15 protein-coding genes are annotated in these 15,199 nt (G+C 65.0%); 5 read left to right on the top strand and 10 right to left on the bottom strand.

The window, feature by feature from the left end:
* Nucleotides 1–2 precede the first annotated feature (2 nt).
* The 6 genes from AC56LW_RS10180 to purU all read right to left on the bottom strand — a co-directional run bounded on the left by AC56LW_RS10180 (nt 3) and on the right by purU (nt 6,734).
* On the bottom strand, nt 3–467 hold the full coding sequence (locus AC56LW_RS10180) for a tripartite tricarboxylate transporter TctB family protein (RefSeq protein ID WP_332531781.1): 465 nt from the start codon (nt 465–467) through the stop codon (nt 3–5).
* Nucleotides 468–654: 187 nt separating this feature from the next.
* Nucleotides 655–1,629, bottom strand: a complete 975-nt coding sequence (locus AC56LW_RS10175) for a tripartite tricarboxylate transporter substrate binding protein BugD (RefSeq protein ID WP_499556465.1) — start codon at nt 1,627–1,629, stop codon at nt 655–657.
* A gap of 250 nt (nt 1,630–1,879) precedes the next feature.
* Nucleotides 1,880–4,192, bottom strand: a complete 2,313-nt coding sequence (locus AC56LW_RS10170) for a xanthine dehydrogenase family protein molybdopterin-binding subunit (RefSeq protein WP_499633965.1) — start codon at nt 4,190–4,192, stop codon at nt 1,880–1,882.
* Entirely contained in the window at nt 4,189–5,214 is a 1,026-nt protein-coding gene (locus AC56LW_RS10165) for an FAD binding domain-containing protein (protein WP_258834277.1), read from the bottom strand. Before AC56LW_RS10165 ends, AC56LW_RS10170 begins: the two co-directional genes overlap by 4 nt.
* On the bottom strand, nt 5,211–5,735 hold the full coding sequence (locus tag AC56LW_RS10160; RefSeq protein WP_499502429.1) for a (2Fe-2S)-binding protein: 525 nt from the start codon (nt 5,733–5,735) through the stop codon (nt 5,211–5,213). Before AC56LW_RS10160 ends, AC56LW_RS10165 begins: the two co-directional genes overlap by 4 nt.
* Nucleotides 5,736–5,840: 105 nt before the next feature.
* Nucleotides 5,841–6,734 (bottom strand): formyltetrahydrofolate deformylase, encoded by an 894-nt coding sequence (gene purU / locus AC56LW_RS10155; RefSeq protein ID WP_499633962.1) that lies wholly within the window; start codon nt 6,732–6,734, stop codon nt 5,841–5,843.
* Nucleotides 6,735–6,846: 112 nt separating this feature from the next.
* Here purU and AC56LW_RS10150 point away from each other — a divergent pair, with 112 nt between their 5' ends.
* Nucleotides 6,847–7,338, top strand: a complete 492-nt coding sequence (locus AC56LW_RS10150) for a GNAT family N-acetyltransferase (RefSeq protein WP_499633960.1) — start codon at nt 6,847–6,849, stop codon at nt 7,336–7,338.
* A gap of 3 nt (nt 7,339–7,341) precedes the next feature.
* Here AC56LW_RS10150 and AC56LW_RS10145 read toward each other — a convergent pair whose 3' ends face one another.
* On the bottom strand, nt 7,342–7,800 hold the full coding sequence (locus AC56LW_RS10145; protein ID WP_499633959.1) for a hypothetical protein: 459 nt from the start codon (nt 7,798–7,800) through the stop codon (nt 7,342–7,344).
* Nucleotides 7,801–8,073: 273 nt separating this feature from the next.
* Between AC56LW_RS10145 and AC56LW_RS10140 the strand changes: the two genes are divergently transcribed.
* On the top strand, nt 8,074–8,712 hold the full coding sequence (locus AC56LW_RS10140) for a PEP-CTERM sorting domain-containing protein (protein ID WP_499633957.1): 639 nt from the start codon (nt 8,074–8,076) through the stop codon (nt 8,710–8,712).
* 16 nt (nt 8,713–8,728) lie between these two features.
* On the opposite strand, the gene AC56LW_RS10135 is transcribed toward AC56LW_RS10140, so the two are convergent.
* Both AC56LW_RS10135 and AC56LW_RS10130 read right to left on the bottom strand, forming a co-directional pair.
* Nucleotides 8,729–9,262, bottom strand: a complete 534-nt coding sequence (locus AC56LW_RS10135; protein WP_499633955.1) for an ankyrin repeat domain-containing protein — start codon at nt 9,260–9,262, stop codon at nt 8,729–8,731.
* Between the two features lie 58 nt (nt 9,263–9,320).
* On the bottom strand, nt 9,321–10,529 hold the full coding sequence (locus AC56LW_RS10130) for an MFS transporter (RefSeq protein ID WP_499633953.1): 1,209 nt from the start codon (nt 10,527–10,529) through the stop codon (nt 9,321–9,323).
* A 108-nt stretch (nt 10,530–10,637) separates the two neighbouring features.
* On the opposite strand from AC56LW_RS10130, the gene AC56LW_RS10125 reads away from it, so the two are divergent.
* A complete protein-coding gene (locus tag AC56LW_RS10125) occupies nt 10,638–11,576 on the top strand; it encodes a LysR family transcriptional regulator (RefSeq protein WP_499633951.1) in 939 nt (312 codons plus the stop codon).
* An 18-nt stretch (nt 11,577–11,594) separates the two neighbouring features.
* Here the strand turns inward: AC56LW_RS10125 and AC56LW_RS10120 are convergent, their stop codons facing one another.
* Nucleotides 11,595–13,757 (bottom strand): TonB-dependent receptor domain-containing protein, encoded by a 2,163-nt coding sequence (locus AC56LW_RS10120; protein ID WP_499633949.1) that lies wholly within the window; start codon nt 13,755–13,757, stop codon nt 11,595–11,597.
* 249 nt (nt 13,758–14,006) lie between these two features.
* Here AC56LW_RS10120 and AC56LW_RS10115 point away from each other — a divergent pair, with 249 nt between their 5' ends.
* Complete coding sequence (locus tag AC56LW_RS10115) at nt 14,007–14,321, top strand: c-type cytochrome (protein WP_332531982.1); 315 nt, start codon at nt 14,007–14,009, stop codon at nt 14,319–14,321.
* Between the two features lie 88 nt (nt 14,322–14,409).
* Nucleotides 14,410–15,141, top strand: coding sequence for a hypothetical protein (locus AC56LW_RS10110; protein WP_499633947.1), 732 nt, complete (start codon nt 14,410–14,412; stop codon nt 15,139–15,141).
* The last annotated feature ends 58 nt before the right edge of the window (nt 15,142–15,199 follow it).

Here is a 15,199-nt window from a genome sequence, read left to right as displayed (position 1 = left end):
ATTTAATTCCCACCGAGCCAAGGGCCAATGATCGGCATCGGCAAGCCAAGCAGCTTGACGAACAGACCAACTGCAAACAACGTCATGCCCACGGCCAGCGCGAGTGACTTCTTCAATTCGAATTTATCGCTGGCGTACGAGCTGATCAGGATCAGCAGGAAGCCCGCAGGCACCAGGCCCGCATTGCGCACCAGGAAGCCGAACAGCAGCACGGCGGCCAGCACGATGATCAGTTCGCGATAATAGATGCGGCCGATCGCCTCACCGGGACGGAAGAACGAGCGCACGAACGAGGCAACGCCGATCAGCGAGAGCAGGGCGCCCAGCACGATCGGGAAGTAGGCCGGACCCATGCGGCCGGCACTGCCCATTTCGTACTCCTGGCCGATGTACACGGCGCTCAGACCGAAGAATAGAAAGACAATGCCGCTCCAAAAGTCTTTCGGATGGCGGATAAATGCTGGCACGGTGGTGGTCCCCTTTATGGTGTGGCAGATGCGGTGATGCAGATGCAGTGGTTCGAAAAGCGTGAATGCAGATCACTGATGCAGCCCCGCGCAACGACGATGACAACGACGCCGTGCGGGCTCCAGATGCGACAACGCCGCACCGCAGCCGGACAGGCCGGCGCGGCGCGAGGTCGTCAACAGGGCATCAGTCGGCGAAGGCGCCGGCTTTCTTGATGATCGGGCCCCACAGGTCGATCTGCTGCTTCAGGTGCGTGCGCAGCGCTTCCGGCGTGGCTTGATTGGTTGGGACCGGCTCGGTGCCCAGGTCGGCAAAGCGCTTGACCACGTTCGGATCACGCAGTGCGGTGCGCAGGGCGTTCGACAGCGCGTCGACGGTTGGCTTCGGCGTGCCTTTTGGCGCGTACAGGCCGTGCCAGACACCGACTTCGAAGCCTGGCAGGCCAGCCTTGTCCAGCGTCGGCAGGTTCGGCAGCGAGGCGACCGGGGTCTTGGTCGTCACGCCGTAGGCCTTGATCTTGCCGCCCTTGATCTGGCTGGTGGTGTTGGTGGTCTGGTCGCACATGAAGTCCACCTGACCGCCCAGCAGGTCGTTCATCGCCGGGCCGGTGCCCTTGTACGGCACCGTGGTCAGTTCGACGCCCATCGCGGTCTGCAGCAGCATGCCGCACAGGTGCGAAGCCGAACCCAGGCCGGCGTGCGCGTAGGTGACCTTGTCCTTGTTGGCTTTCACGTACGTGATCAGCTCTTTCATGTCCTTGGCCGGGAAGTTCGCTTTGGCGACGACGGTCATTGGCACGTCGGTGATCAGGCCGATCGGTTCGAAGCTGGTGATCGCGTCGTACGGCAGCTTGCGGTACAGCGCCGGCGCGGTCGATTGACCGATGTGGTGCAGGAACAGCGTGTAGCCGTCAGGCGCGGCCTTGGCAGCGCGCGCGGCGCCGATCGTGCCACCGGCACCGCCGACGTTTTCGACGATGATCTGCTGTTTGAGCGTGTTGCCCATCGACTGCGCCACGAGACGCGCGACGGTGTCGGTCGGGCCGCCGGCCGCGAACGGCACGATCATGGTGATGGTCTTGGTCGGGTAGGCCTGGGCATGGGCCAGGCCCGTGCCGAAAGCGGTCAGGCAGGCGGCTGCGCACAGCATCTTGAGCTTCATGGTGTCGTCCTCGTATCTCTTTTTGGTTTAGTTTGGCAACCGGCACTATTTCTGTGCCGTGCTCCCTTGCTGCGTTGTCTTACGCACCAGATGTTTTACCAGCAAACATATTGTTGTGCAACTACGTGGAAACACGTATGTGGTGTGCATGACGCTTTTTTCGGCAAAAACGAATGGGCGAAAAACGCAAATCCGAAAACAAAAAACGCCATCCGAAGATGGCGTTTTTGGTCGCTGCAGCGCCGTATTGTCAGACCGGCGGTTGCACTGGGAGTTCCCGGTCGCCGAGCAGCAACTTCGCTGGTGTCATCGGTGTCGTGCGCAAGCGCGTACCGGTGGCATGGAAGATGGCGTTCGAGACCGCCGCCGCCACGCCCACGATGCCGATCTCGCCCACACCCTTGGCGCCCAGCTGCTTGCTCACGATGCGGTCGTCTTCTTCCACGAAGATCACGTCGATATCGTGGATGTCGGCATTGGCCGCCACGTGGTACTCGGCGAAGTTGTGGTTCATGAAGCGCCCGTACTTGTGATCGGTATGGGTTTCTTCATGCAGTGCCTGGCTGATGCCCCAGACGACCGCGCCGCTGATCTGGCTGGCCGCCGTCTTGGCGCTGATGATGCGCCCGGCTGCAATCGCGCTGACGACGCGCGTGACGCGCACCATGCCGAGCTTTTCATTGACGCGCACTTCGCAGAACACGGCCGAGTGCACGGCGCGTGCGTACTTGCGCTGCTTGAGCATCTGCGGCGTCATGAAGTATTTCTCTTCGACCTGATCGACGCCCGCATTGGCCAGCACCTGCGTGAGTTCCACGCGTCGCGAGGGGTCCGTTTTAAGGAAGATCGCGCCGTCGCCAAATTCGACGTCGCGCAGGCGCGCCTTGGCCAGCGGCGAATCGGCCATCTTCGTTGCCATCTTGAGCACCGACTTCTTGAGCTTTTCGCAGGCGCCGAACACGCCCGAGCCCACCGTGGTCACGTGCGACGAGCCGCCCTCGATCGGCGCCATCGGCAGCGTCGAGTCACCCAGCTGGAACGTCACCAGTTCCATCGGCAAGCCCATGGCCTCGGCCGCAATCATCGACATCACGGTATAGGTACCGGTGCCGATATCGGTCGCTGCACTGCTCACGACCAGGCGGCCGTTGCTGTGCAACACGGCGCTGACGCGGGCGACCATCACCATCGCATCCCAGATGCCGGTTGCCATGCCCCAGCCCACCAGCTCGTCGCCGTCCTGCATCGAGCGTGGCTCGAGCGGGCGCTTGTCCCAACCAAAACGCTCGGCGCCCTGGCGGTAGCACTCGCGCAGTTCCTTGCTCGAGAACGGCTTGTCCTCGATGGGCGAGGTGTCGGTATAGTTTTTGAGGCGCAGTGCCAGCGGATCCATCTTCAGTTCGTAGGCCAGCTCGTCCATCGCCACTTCCATGGCGTGCACGCCGTGGGCCGCGCCCGGCGCACGCATGTCCAGTGGCGTGAAGCGGTCGTTCGCGACCACCTGATAGCCGAGCTTGATGTCGGTGCACGCGTACAGCTGGCCCGACCAGTTGACGATCACTTCGACGTAGTCTTCGAGACGTGAGGTCTCCTGGATCGCTTCGTGCCAGATCGCCTTGAGCGTGCCGTCCGGCGCAGCGCCCAGACGGATGCGGTGCCAGGTTTCCGGACGGTGGCCGAAGCTGAACATCTGCTGGCGCGTCAGCACGACGCGCACCGAGCGCTCGAGCAGCAGCGCGCCCATCACGGCCAGCGGCAGCTGGTATTGCGGGCGCAGGCCGGAGCCGAAGGCGCCGCCCACGTACGGGTTACGTACCGTGACTTCGTCGCTCGACAAGCCGAAGCCGTGCGAGACATACCAGCGGCTGTTCTGCGAGCTTTGCGTCTTGTCGTAGATGGTCAGGTGGCCGTTTTCGCCGCGAATCACGGTCGAGGCGAACATCTCCATCGGATTGTGGTGCTCGACGCCGTTGTAGTACTGCGAGTCGACCCGTACTTCGGCTGCCTCGAACGCCTTTTCACCGTCGCCGATCGAGCTTGGCGGGACGAAGCCGGCCTTCATCTTGCGTGGCTCGTAAGCCTGGTCGAGGCTTTCGAGCAGATTGGTTTCGTGCGCATCGACATCGTAATGCACGCGCACCAGCGTCGCAGCGTAACGTGCGGCTTCAAAGGTCTCGGCCAGCACCAGCGCCACCGGCTGGCCGCTGTAGAAAATCTCGTCCGAGAACAGGGGGCGGAATGGCGAGCCGGCCGGGGCCGTCATGTCTTTCCACGCCAGGTCGAACGAGCGCATCTTGGGGCGGTTCTCGTGCGTCATCACGGACAGCACGCCCGCGACGGCCAGCGCCTCGGCCGTGTCGATGCCGGTGATGCGCCCCTTGGCCACGGTGCCGCTGACGACCACGCCATAAGCCAGGTCGGGAGCAAAGTATTCGGCGGCGTATTGCGCCTCGCCGGTGACCTTGGCGCGGCCATCGATGCGCGAGACCGCCATGCCGCTCTTCACGCGGCCGGTGCCGGCCGGCGCGCTCGGCGCGCGCAGTTCTGGAATCAGGTCGGTCATGCTTGTTCTCCTTGTGCATCGAGTCCGCGCGCGTGGTCAGTGCCACGCGCGGCGGTGGTCAAGGCTTGCACGATGGCGTTGCGCGCCAGCGGCAGCTTGAAGTCATTTTGGCCGAAGCCCTGGGCGCCTTGCAGGATGGTCTCGGCGGCCTGCAGGAAGGCCGCTTCGCCAACGGCCTGGCCGACCAGCGCTTCTTCGGCCGCTTCGACGCGCCATGGCTTGTGGGCCACGCCGCCAAGCGCGATGCGCGCAGCGCGGATCGTGCCGTCGGCGTCGAGGTCGAGCGCTGCAGCGACGGACACCAGCGCAAACGCGTACGACAGGCGGTCGCGCACCTTGATGTAGGCGCTGTGGTCGATGAAGCGGTCAGCTTCGGGCACCGTGATGTGGGTGATCATCTCGCCTGGCTGCAGCGTGTTGTCGATCTGGGGCGTGTCGCCCGGCAGCCGGTGGAAGTCGGCGAACGGGATCTCGCGCGCGCCACTCATCGAGCGCACGTGCACCGTCGCGTCGAGCGCGCGCAGGGCCACGCACATGTCCGACGGGTGGGTGGCGATGCAGCTTTCGCTGGTGCCCAGGATTGCCAGCTGGCGGTTCAGGCCTTCGCGTGCCGGGCAGCCGGTGCCGGGTTCGCGCTTGTTGCAGGCCGTGCCGACGTCATAGAAGTAGACGCAGCGGGTGCGCTGCATCAGATTGCCGCCGTTGGACGCCATATTGCGCAGTTGCGGCGAGGCGCCGGCCAGGATTGCCGTCGACAGCAGCGGGTAGCGCTCGCGCACGACCGGGTGATAGGCCGTGTCCGCGTTGCGGGCGAGGGCGCCAAGCAGCAGGCCGCCGTCTTTTTCTTCGACCTGGTCGAGGCCGAGGTTGTTGATGTCGACCAGGCGTGACGGCTTCATCACGCTTTCCTTCATCAGGTCGAGCAGATTGGTGCCGCCGGCGATCGGGCGGGTGTCAGGGTCGAGCAGGGCAGCCAGCGCCGCGTCGACGTCCGTGGCTTGGGTAAAGGCGAACGGGTTCATGACAGCACCGCCCCGGTCGTGAAGCCTTCGGTGGTTTTTTTCGTGTCGCGCATGTCGAGAACCTTCACGACCGCGTCGGCGATCTGCGGGTACGCCCCGCAGCGGCACAGGTTGCCGCTCATGAGTTCACGCACGTCGTCGCGCGAGGTGGCCTGGCCTTCGTTGATCAGGCCCACGGCCGAACACAGCTGGCCCGGCGTACAGTAGCCGCACTGGAACGCGTCGCAATCGATGAACGCCTGCTGCAGCGGATGCAGGTCTTCGCCGGTGGCCAGGCCTTCGACGGTGGTGATCTCGCGACCGTCCTGCATGACGGCCAGCGTCAGGCACGAGTTGATCCGCTTGCCGTCCACCAGCACGGTGCAGGCGCCGCACTGGCCCTGATCGCAACCCTTCTTGGTGCCGGTCATGCCTGCGCGCTCGCGCAGCAGGTCAAGCAGCGTTACCCACGATTCGACGTTGAATTCGCGGTCCTGGCCGTTGATGCGCAGGCGCACCGGATGCTGCTGTTGATGTTCCATGTTCTTCCCCTCTGTGAGAAGGTATGAACATAACGTCCTGTTACATTTGCGACGGTTAAATAACGCACCTACGTTAGGTATAAGTCAACGTTGTTATCAGTGTCATTACGGCCCGCGGAACACCACCGTCTTGTTGCCGTCGACGAACACACGGCGCTCGATATGAAACTTGACCGCCGTGGCCAGTGCCAGGCACTCGTTGTCGCGCCCCACGCGGGTGAGCTGGTCGACCCGATAGTTGTGGTCCACGCGCGTGAGCACCTGTTCGATGATCGGGCCTTCGTCCAGGTCGGGCGTGGCGTAGTGGGCCGTTGCGCCGATCAGCTTGACGCCCCGGTCGAACGCCTGCTGGTACGGCTTGGCGCCCTTGAAGCCGGGCAAAAACGAGTGGTGGATATTGATGCACTTGCCGGCCAGGCGGCGCGCCAGGCCATCCGACAAAATCTGCATGTAGCGCGCCAGGACCACGAGTTCGGAGTCGGTCTCGTCGACGATTTCCAGCAGGCGCGCCTCTTGCTGCGCCTTGTTGTCCTTGTTCACCGGCAAGAAGATGAAGCGGATGCCTTCGCGCTCGACCATCGGGCGCAGGTCGAGGTGATTCGACACGACCGCCGTGATCGACAGATTGAGTTCGCCCGTGCGGCGGCGGTACAGCAGGTCATCCAGGCAGTGATCGGTCTTGGACACCATGATCACGGTGCGCACCGGGTCGAGCGGATCGTAGATTTTCCAGCCCATGTCCAGGCGCGTGGCGACCGTGCTGTCGAATTCTGCGCGGATCGTGTCGATGGCCGGCGACTTGTCTTGCTGGCGAAACACGGCGCGCATGAAGAAACGGGCGGTCGAATCGTCGTCGAACTGCTCGAGCGCGCAGATATAGCAATCGCGCTCGGCCAGGAAGGTCGCGACGGCGGCGACGATGCCGATGCCTGCCGGGCAACTGGCGTGGAGGATGTATTCGGGGCGGGTTGGTGGCGTGACGTCGCTGGTGCTGCGCATGCTTGTTCCTGTCGGTGATGAGGCGATGTTGTCAAGACAGCTAGAATGCGCGATGCCACGACGGGCGTCAAGCGCATGCTACGATGCGCGTTTTTTTCGACTGTCCATCGCCATGTCCACCGTCCTGCGCCCGATGCTGCCTGCCGATCTCGATGCCGTGCTGCGGATCCAGGCGGCCTGCTATCCGGCCGCGATGCAGGAGCCGGCAGCGGTCGTCGCAGCCCGGATGGCGGCGGCGCGCGGCACCTGCCTGGTCGGCACTCATGAGGGCATCGTGCGCGGTTACCTGTTCGCCTATCCGTCGCGCCTCGGGCTGGTGACGGACCTGAACGCACCGTTTACGGTAGCGCGCCAGCCGGACACGCTGTACCTGCACGACCTGGCAATCGCGCCGTGTGCACTGGGGCGTGGCCTGGCGCGCGCGCTGGTCGACGACGCATTGCGCATGGCACGGACGCTGGGACTGGCGCATGCGGCTCTGGTGTCGGTGCAGGACAGCGAGCGCTTCTGGCACGCGCTGGGCTGGCGCGCTTCATCAACCCACGACGCCGGCCTGCACACTTATCCGCCTGGCGCGCTGTACATGGTGCGTACGCCTGCCTGACCTTTATTGCACCCGGCGCACCTTGGCCGAGCTGTTGCCGCCATCGATTTTCAGGAACAGCGTGCCGAACACGTTGCGCTCGATGGTCACCGCCGCGTCCTTCGTGCGCGGCAGGACGGCGTCGCTGCCGTCGATGACGCGCCAGACCTGGCCATTGGCCAGGCGGATCTGCGAGCCAGGGCCCCAGCCATCGAAGTCGCCCACGACCGTGCTGCGGATCGATGCCGGCTGCGCTTCGCGCTGCTTGACCGCTTCAAGGCCGAAATTCTGCTCAGGCGTGCGTGCTGGCGCAGGCGCGGCGGCGGGACCGGCGGCGCCGACCGGAATCGCGTCGTAGCAGGCCACGCGCACCGGGATGTCGCTCAGGGTACGGCATTTGAGCAGCGCGGCATCATCGGCAAGGGCAGTGCCGCTGGCAGTCAGCAGGGCAACCATGAGGACGGGCAGGGACAGGGCTTTCATCGGGACTTTCGGGTAGTTGAAAATTGCGCCCTGGCGTCAGGGCGCTCACGATTATAGGGGAAGTACCGGGCGCAGGGGCTGGCACGTCAGGTCACTGCAGCAACCGTGCAGAGCATCGCAACGGTGACATGCCGTGTCGACGAACTTGACACCTCGTCTGCGCCGGCGAACCACCGATCGGGAATGTTGTTTAGAATCAACGGGATGCAGGCTTTACATCCACGGGCGTAATTCTTGCTGACGTATTGTAGGAACTTTCCGAGGAGATCACCTATGACGCGCATCGCCCCCGTCGTCTTACTGCTGGCCGCCGCCCTGGCGCTGCCGGCGCAAGCCGCAGTTACCTACAGCTGGCAGCAAGTGAGTGCCTCCAGCTCGATGCCGACCGGCCTCAACCTGGAACTGGCATTCTCCGATGAGGCTGTCGCCGCCGGCCGGTTGTCACTGGATATCCACAACGAATGCGACATCGGTCCGCCATGCCTCGATCCGCAGTCGAGTTTGCTGTCTCTGCGCTACTGGTTCGACGACCCGTACATCGGTGGCCAGCACAACCTGATCGACTACGGCTACCGCACCGAGCCGCGCAATTATTATGACTACATCGTGATGGACCTGACATTCCTGGCAGGTGGGCTTCTCGGCGGCAGCATCTTCGCCTCGGACGGCAACTCCGATTTTCAGATGGTAAGCGAGGGCGCGCTGTTCAGCGTGGTGGCCGCCCATAGTGACGAACCGTTTGGCTGTGGTTGGCAGTATCCCGACTGCAGCGGCGCCAGCGGCATGCTGGTGGCTGCTGCGCAGGAAACGATCGAGGTGCCGGAGCCGGCCACGGGCGCCATCGTCGGCCTTGGCCTGGTGGCAGCCTGGTTCGCGCGCCGCCGTCAGCGGCCGGCGCGCGTCATCGCCTGAAGCGCAGGTGGCGCCGTCAGTTTGCCGGCGCCAACAGGGCGGCAGTGTCGGTGGCGCCCATCTTCAGGGCCGCGTCGTACGCGGTCACGCCTGACGCGTCGCGCGCCGCCGGGTCGGCGCCGCGTTCCATCAGCAGCTGGGCGATGGCGACCCGGTTGAACATCGCGGCGAACATCAGCGCCGTGCGGCCCGACGGGCCGGCAAAGTCCGGCAGTGCGCCCTTGTCGAGCAACAGCGTCATGACTGCCAGGTCACCCTTGAATGCGGCGCCGTGCAACGGCGTTTGCCCCGCATCGTTGATCAGGTGCGGATCAGCGCCGTGCTCGAGCAAGACCCGCGTCGCGTCCAGGTGGCAGTGGTAGCTGGCGAGCATCAAGAGGCTGTCGCCTTTTTCATTGCGCAGGTTTGGCGGCAGGCCGCGCGACAGGAAGGCGGCGAGATGCTCGGCGTCGCCCGAGCGCGCATACTGGAACATATTGCGCGCCATGTTGAGCGCGGCTTCGTCCAGTTCGGCTTTGGTTGGCGTCGCCGCTTGGTCGTTCGTGTGCATTGCGTGCTCCGGATCAGGATAAAGGTTGATTAAAACACATCTTAATCCGGCGCGTGGTCTATGCGCTCTGGCGTGCGGCCGCATGCCCGGTGGCTTCGCGGAGCCAGACCGGCAGCGCCAGCGCCGGCAGCAGCATGCCAACCAGCAGCGCCGCGTGCCAGCCATGTGCGGCATATACCCACCCACCCAGCGCGGAACCGACCGCACCACCGGCAAAGAACAGCGCGAAGTACAGGCCGTTCAGACGGCTGCGCATGTCCGCGCCCAGCGCGAACAGAGCGCGCTGGCCCAGCACCAGGTTGGCGGCCACCGCAGCATCCAGCGCGATGGCGGCCACGGCCAGCAAGCCGAGCGCGACCGGTTTTGACGCGGGCGCAAACAGGGGCAGCAAAAAGCTCAGCGCGCCGACGACCAGGGCGACGGCAGTGGCTTTCAGCGTGTGACCGGCATCGGCCAGGCGCCCGGCGACAGGCGAGGCCACCGCACCGGCCATGCCGACCAGGGCAAACAGTGCGATGCCATTTTGCGTGAGGCCGAAGGCCGGGCCGGCCAGCGCCTGCGGCGCCACGGTCCAGAACAGGCTGAAGGCGCCGAACAGGCCGGCGTGATACAGCGCGCGCCGGCGCAGCACCACGGTCGTGGCCAGCAACGGCCATAGCGAGCCGATCAGGCGCCGGTACGGTTGTGTCGCCGTTGGCTGGCGCAGAGGCAGCTTCAACCGCAACACCACGGCCAGTAGTGCCACCAGCGCGGCGGCGATCCCGAACACGGTGTGCCAGCTGCCCAGGCCAGCCAGCACGCTCGCCACCGGCCGCGCCACCATGATCCCCAGCAGCAGGCCACTGACGACCTTGCCGACAATCTGGCCGCGCGTGGCTTCCGGCGCCAGGTGCGCGGCAAATGGCACCAGCACCTGGGCCACCACGGCGCCCAGGCCGATGGTCAGCGCGGCCAGCAGGAATGCCCACGCCGTGGTGGCGGTGGCCGCGACCAGCAAGGCAGCGCTCGTGATGAACAGGCCGGTAACGATCAGGCGCCGGTTTTCCACCAGGTCGCCCAGCGGCACGATGAACAGGAGGCCCAGCGTGTAGCCGATCTGGGTCAGCGTGACGATCAGCCCCGCCGCTGCGGGCGGCAGGCCCAGCGTGGCGCCGATCGGGCCGACAAGCGGCTGCGCATAATAAAGATTGGCGACGATGATGCCGGCCGCAGCGGCCAGCAGCATGACCATGCCGGATGAGATGGAGGATGACCTGGGGGTGTTCATGACGAACTCCATGGGAGTGAATGAGGGAATGACCCCATGGTAGCCAGTTCGCCTGCGAAGATAACCAGGGCATAATGCGCTTATACCATTCACTTTATATGAACAATCATGGACAAGGTGAAAGCGATGCAGACGTTCGTGCGCATCGTCGAAGCGAACAGTTTCACGCGCGCGGCCGAGTCGCTGGATCTGCCACGCGCCTCACTGACGGCGACGCTGCAGAACCTCGAACGTTATCTGGGCGCGCAACTGCTGCAGCGCACGACGCGCCGGCTGTCGCTGACGCCCGAGGGCGAGCGTTACTACGCCCACTGCAACACCATCCTGGCCGCCATCGACGACGCCGAAGCCGACTTTCTGGGCGAGCAGGCCGGGCGCATGCAGGGCCGCCTGCGCATCGACTTGCCGGGCGCGCTCGGGCGCGCCATCGTGCTGCCACGCATCGGTGAATTTCGCCAGGCGTTTCCGGCGCTCGATCTCACGATCAGCCTGGGCGACCGCCTGGTCGACCTGACCGCCGAAGGCATCGATTGCGCATTGCGCGTGGGCGACTTACCCGATTCGAGCCTGGTCGCGCGCCGGATCGGTTTGATGCGCTTTGTCATTGCTGCCACGCCCGGCTACCTGGCGAAACGGGGCACGCCTGAAACGGTCGACGCATTGGGCCAGCATGATGCGATCGTGCATTTCTCGGGCAAGACCGGCCGCGCGTTCGAGTGGACGCTCGCGGGTGAAGAGAAAGAAGGGGGCACGGGTAGCGTAGTCCGGGTGGCCATCGATGGTGGCATCGCCGTCAACGATGCCGAGGCCAACCTGCTGTGCGCGCTGCAGGGGCTGGGACTGGCGCAACTGGCCCGCTACCAGGTGCGCACGCACGTGGCGCAGGGCACGCTGGCCATCGTGCTGCCCGCCATGTGCCCGACGCCGATGCCGGTCTCACTGCTGTACCCGCGCGGGCGCATCGCCAATCCGCGCCTGCAGGCGTTTGCCAGCTGGCTGGCCGGGGTGTTCGAGGCCGACCCCGACCTGCGCCTGGCGGACGCCTGATGCCGGTTCACCCGCCGCTCAGAAGTCCACGTTCATCGACAGCCACAGGCGGCGCCCGTCGAGGTTGTTGACGTAGACGCTGCTGTAGGTCGGCGCTGCCGCCGGCGTCGCGCGATACGGCCGGTAGTCGATGAAGTCCTTGTCCAGCAGATTGTAGATCGCAGCATTGAGCGTAATGGCCGGCGTGACCTGGTAGCTGGTGCCAAGGTGCAGCATCGTATAACCCTTGAAGTCGCCCAGCGCGTCCCGCGCTGCGCGGGTGGCAGCCGACGTCCCCGAATCGCGGAAGCGCTCGCTGCGGTATTCGGCACGCAGCCACGTGTTCCAGTCTGGCGACACGTCCCAGGTCAGGCGCGCATTGAACGCGTGCTTCGGCGTGTCGGACAGTGGCTTGCCGGCATTCGCGCCGCTTTCCTGTTCGCTGTCGGTGTACGTGTAGTTGGCGCTGGCGGCCCAGCCGGCGGCGAGCGGGAAGCGGCTGGCGAGTTCGACACCACGCGTGGCGGCCTCGTCGACGTTGATCGACTGGCCGAAGGCGTCGACGTTCGGCCAGTTGCCGAAGCTGACGCAGCCCGGCCGGTTGAGCGCCGGGCGGTAGGTGCAGTTGAGGAGGCCAGTACCGCTGGTGATCTTGTCCTTGAAATCGTTGTTGAAGACCGTGGCGTTCGCGGTCCAGCCGGCGCCATTGTCGAAGTAGGCACCCAGTTCGGTGGTGACGCTGGTTTCGGGTTGCAGGTTCGGGCTGCCCACGAGCGGGATCGTGCCCTGGCCACCGAAGCCGTTGATGCCGGGGGTGAGCTGCTCGACGCGCGGGGTCTTGTAGCCCTTGCTCACGCCGCCCTTGACAGTCCAGCGGGGCGAGGCGCTCCAGACCAGGTAGCCGCGCGGGCTCGTCTGGCCGCCGAAGATGCTGTGGTCGTCGTAGCGCGCACCGATCGTCAGCGACACCCGCTCGTGCAGGCGCCACTCGTCTTCCACGAACAGGGCTTTTTGCGTGAACGCGAACGCTTGCGGCGCGACGCCGTCGATCATTTCCGCATCCCAGTGCTGGGCGCCGATCGTGGTCAGGTGCGTGCCCCATGGCAGCAGGAGCTTCGTGTCGAACACCTTGCTCTCGACTTCCAGCGTGCGGGGCGTGCCGGGCACTGCGCCTGGCGTCCCCGGCGGAATCGTGCGACCGATGGTTTCCGTGTTGTTCACCATATAGCTGCTCTCCCAGGTGCCGAACGGCAGGCGCGCCTTGTACGACAGCGTGGTCTGCTCGCGGTTGTATTTCTGTTCAGGCCCATAGCCGCCCGTGCCCAGCGTGCCGAGCTGGCCGCGCGTGTTGTCATAGGTCTGGCGCGTCTTGTCGGCGTCGAGCACCAGTTCGTGGTTGCGGTGCGGGGCGAACGCCAGCCGCGCGCCGACGTTGTCGATCTTCTGCTTGACGGGGTTGGCGTTCTGCGTGAGTGGCCGTGCCGGGTTGATCTCGTCATACGCAATGCTGGCTTCGTCGCGGCGCAGGGTGCTGCCGCGCAGCGAGAGTCCCAGCACATCGGTCTTGAGCGGGCCGCTCAGGTAGAACTTGGCGCCCTTGACGTCGCCGAACTGGCTGTCTTCCTGCAGCGTGTAGTCGGCTGCCACCGAACCGACCCAGCGCTTGCCGACCTTGCGCGTGATGATGTTGATCACGCCGCCCATGGCGTCCGAGCCATACAGCGTCGACATCGGACCCCGGATGACTTCGATGCGCTCGATCGCACCCACCGGTGGCATGAAGCTGGTCGACGTACCGCCGAAGCCATTTGGCGTGACGTTGCCGGCCGCGTTCTGGCGCCGGCCGTCGATCAGGATCAGCGTGTAGTCGCTCGGCATGCCCCGGATGCTGATGTTCATGCCGCCGGTCTTGTCGCCGGCCGCGCCCACGTCGATGCCTTCCACGCTCTCGAGCGCCTGCGCCAGGTTGCCGAAGCGCTCTTTCTCAAGTTGTTCACGGGTCAGCACCGTGATCGAGGCGGGCGCTTCACGGATCGTCTGCTCGAAGCCGGCCGCGGTCACGACCACGGTCGGCATGGTCGCCGGCAAATCGTCAGCAATCGCATCGGTGGCAACAGCGGCAACAGCGGCAAGCGGCATCGCGCCCATGGCCAGGCTCAACACAGTACGGGCAAATGGGAGGGCAGGCAAACGGTCAATCATTGTTCAGGCATCCTTTTTATAATTTGAAGCAAAGCTCTGCGTAAAGACGTCAAACGAGGCAAAGATCGCAGAATGGCGCCATTCTAATCGTTAATGCGAATCATTCCCATTCAAATTTCATGACGGGCGTGTCGGATGCTGGTCATGCAACGCCGTGCTGCCCATGCCACCGGGGTTTCCCGCTATGATGTCAGGCGGTGCCCGCCCAGGGCGCCTGCGCCTTACGATCAACCCAGCCACTGGAGCATCATGAAGAAGTACCTGACCCTGACCCTGGCAGCGACCGTTGCCGTCGCCGCCATTCCCGCCGCCCACGCAAACGCCGACCTGGCCAAGGCCAAGGCCTGCATGGCTTGCCACGCCGTCGGCACCAAGCTGGTCGGTCCGGCCTACAAGGATGTCGCGGCCAAGTATGCGAAAGATGCCGGCGCCGAAGCGCGCCTCATCCAGAAGATCCAGAAAGGCAGCAGCGGTACCTGGGGCCCGATCCCGATGCCGGCCAACCCACAGGTGACCGAAGCCGATGCCAAGGTCCTGGCGAAATGGATCCTGGCGCAGAAATGACCCATTGGCGGCCCCAGCCCGGGCCGCCATGACCGTACCTGGCGCGTTCTTTGCATATAAGCAATGAACTCAACGCCAGGAGCGGCCGATGTTCTTGCACAACGATGTCATCGAATACCTCGATCCTCCCGGCCAACTGGTGCGGATTCTCTGGATCGACGTGGCAGATTCCGTGGCTTATACCTTTGCGCTGCGCCGTCCGGGCGCCACACCGTGCAGGACACCGCTGCACGTGCTGGTAGCGGACGTCTCGATCCGGCGTGCCCGGTTACTGCTCACTGACCCTTGCCGAGCACCGCGCGTCGACGCCCCATCCGGCAAGCACCACCTGCTGCAGATGAAGGCGTGGGATGCGGTGAGCGCGCTGCATCGCGACCTGCCGCAACTCTATCTGCCGCGCCCGCGCGGGGTTCTGCTCAACGCCTACAGTCGCGCCCACGGGATCTCCGTCGCCAGCCTCATGCGTTACCTGCGCCGCTACTGGGAGCGGGGCCAGACGATCGATGCGCTGCTGCCCGATTACGCCAACTCCGGTGCGCGTGGCAAGACGCGGGCGGCCAGCGCCGGCGTCAAGCGCGGCCGTCCGCGCAATGGTGCGACGAGCAGCGCCAACGCGGGCACCAATACCGACGCCGCACTGCGGGCGCTGTTCCTGGCGGCTGCTACGCAGTTTGCCGCTACCCATCCGCGCTTTTCGCGCCCGGCCGCGTATCGCCAGATGTTGAACGACCACTTCGCCAATTGTCCGCCCGGCACCATTCCCAGCTATGGCCAATTCAACTACTGGCTGGAACGCGACGGCGCTGACCAAACCCATTGAAGTGCGTCTTTACGCCACAACGGTGCAATGTCGATTTGGCATGCTCGCGGCGCGTGCG

Source organism: Telluria sp. LT2P80, from assembly GCF_059685955.1.
Note: the sequence above shows the minus strand (reverse complement) of the source record. Positions and strands in the feature narration are given on the sequence as shown.

Coding starts and splice junctions, on each gene's coding strand:
- AC56LW_RS10175 (WP_499556465.1), bottom strand. CDS start 1,629: ATGAAGCTCAAGATGCTGTGCGCAGCCGCCTGCCTGACCGCTTTCGGC.
- AC56LW_RS10170 (WP_499633965.1), bottom strand. CDS start 4,192: ATGACCGACCTGATTCCAGAACTGCGCGCGCCGAGCGCGCCGGCCGGC.
- AC56LW_RS10165 (WP_258834277.1), bottom strand. CDS start 5,214: ATGAACCCGTTCGCCTTTACCCAAGCCACGGACGTCGACGCGGCGCTG.
- AC56LW_RS10160 (WP_499502429.1), bottom strand. CDS start 5,735: ATGGAACATCAACAGCAGCATCCGGTGCGCCTGCGCATCAACGGCCAG.
- purU (WP_499633962.1), bottom strand. CDS start 6,734: ATGCGCAGCACCAGCGACGTCACGCCACCAACCCGCCCCGAATACATC.
- AC56LW_RS10150 (WP_499633960.1), top strand. CDS start 6,847: ATGTCCACCGTCCTGCGCCCGATGCTGCCTGCCGATCTCGATGCCGTG.
- AC56LW_RS10145 (WP_499633959.1), bottom strand. CDS start 7,800: ATGAAAGCCCTGTCCCTGCCCGTCCTCATGGTTGCCCTGCTGACTGCC.
- AC56LW_RS10140 (WP_499633957.1), top strand. CDS start 8,074: ATGACGCGCATCGCCCCCGTCGTCTTACTGCTGGCCGCCGCCCTGGCG.
- AC56LW_RS10135 (WP_499633955.1), bottom strand. CDS start 9,262: ATGCACACGAACGACCAAGCGGCGACGCCAACCAAAGCCGAACTGGAC.
- AC56LW_RS10130 (WP_499633953.1), bottom strand. CDS start 10,529: ATGAACACCCCCAGGTCATCCTCCATCTCATCCGGCATGGTCATGCTG.
- AC56LW_RS10125 (WP_499633951.1), top strand. CDS start 10,638: ATGGACAAGGTGAAAGCGATGCAGACGTTCGTGCGCATCGTCGAAGCG.
- AC56LW_RS10120 (WP_499633949.1), bottom strand. CDS start 13,757: ATGATTGACCGTTTGCCTGCCCTCCCATTTGCCCGTACTGTGTTGAGC.
- AC56LW_RS10115 (WP_332531982.1), top strand. CDS start 14,007: ATGAAGAAGTACCTGACCCTGACCCTGGCAGCGACCGTTGCCGTCGCC.
- AC56LW_RS10110 (WP_499633947.1), top strand. CDS start 14,410: ATGTTCTTGCACAACGATGTCATCGAATACCTCGATCCTCCCGGCCAA.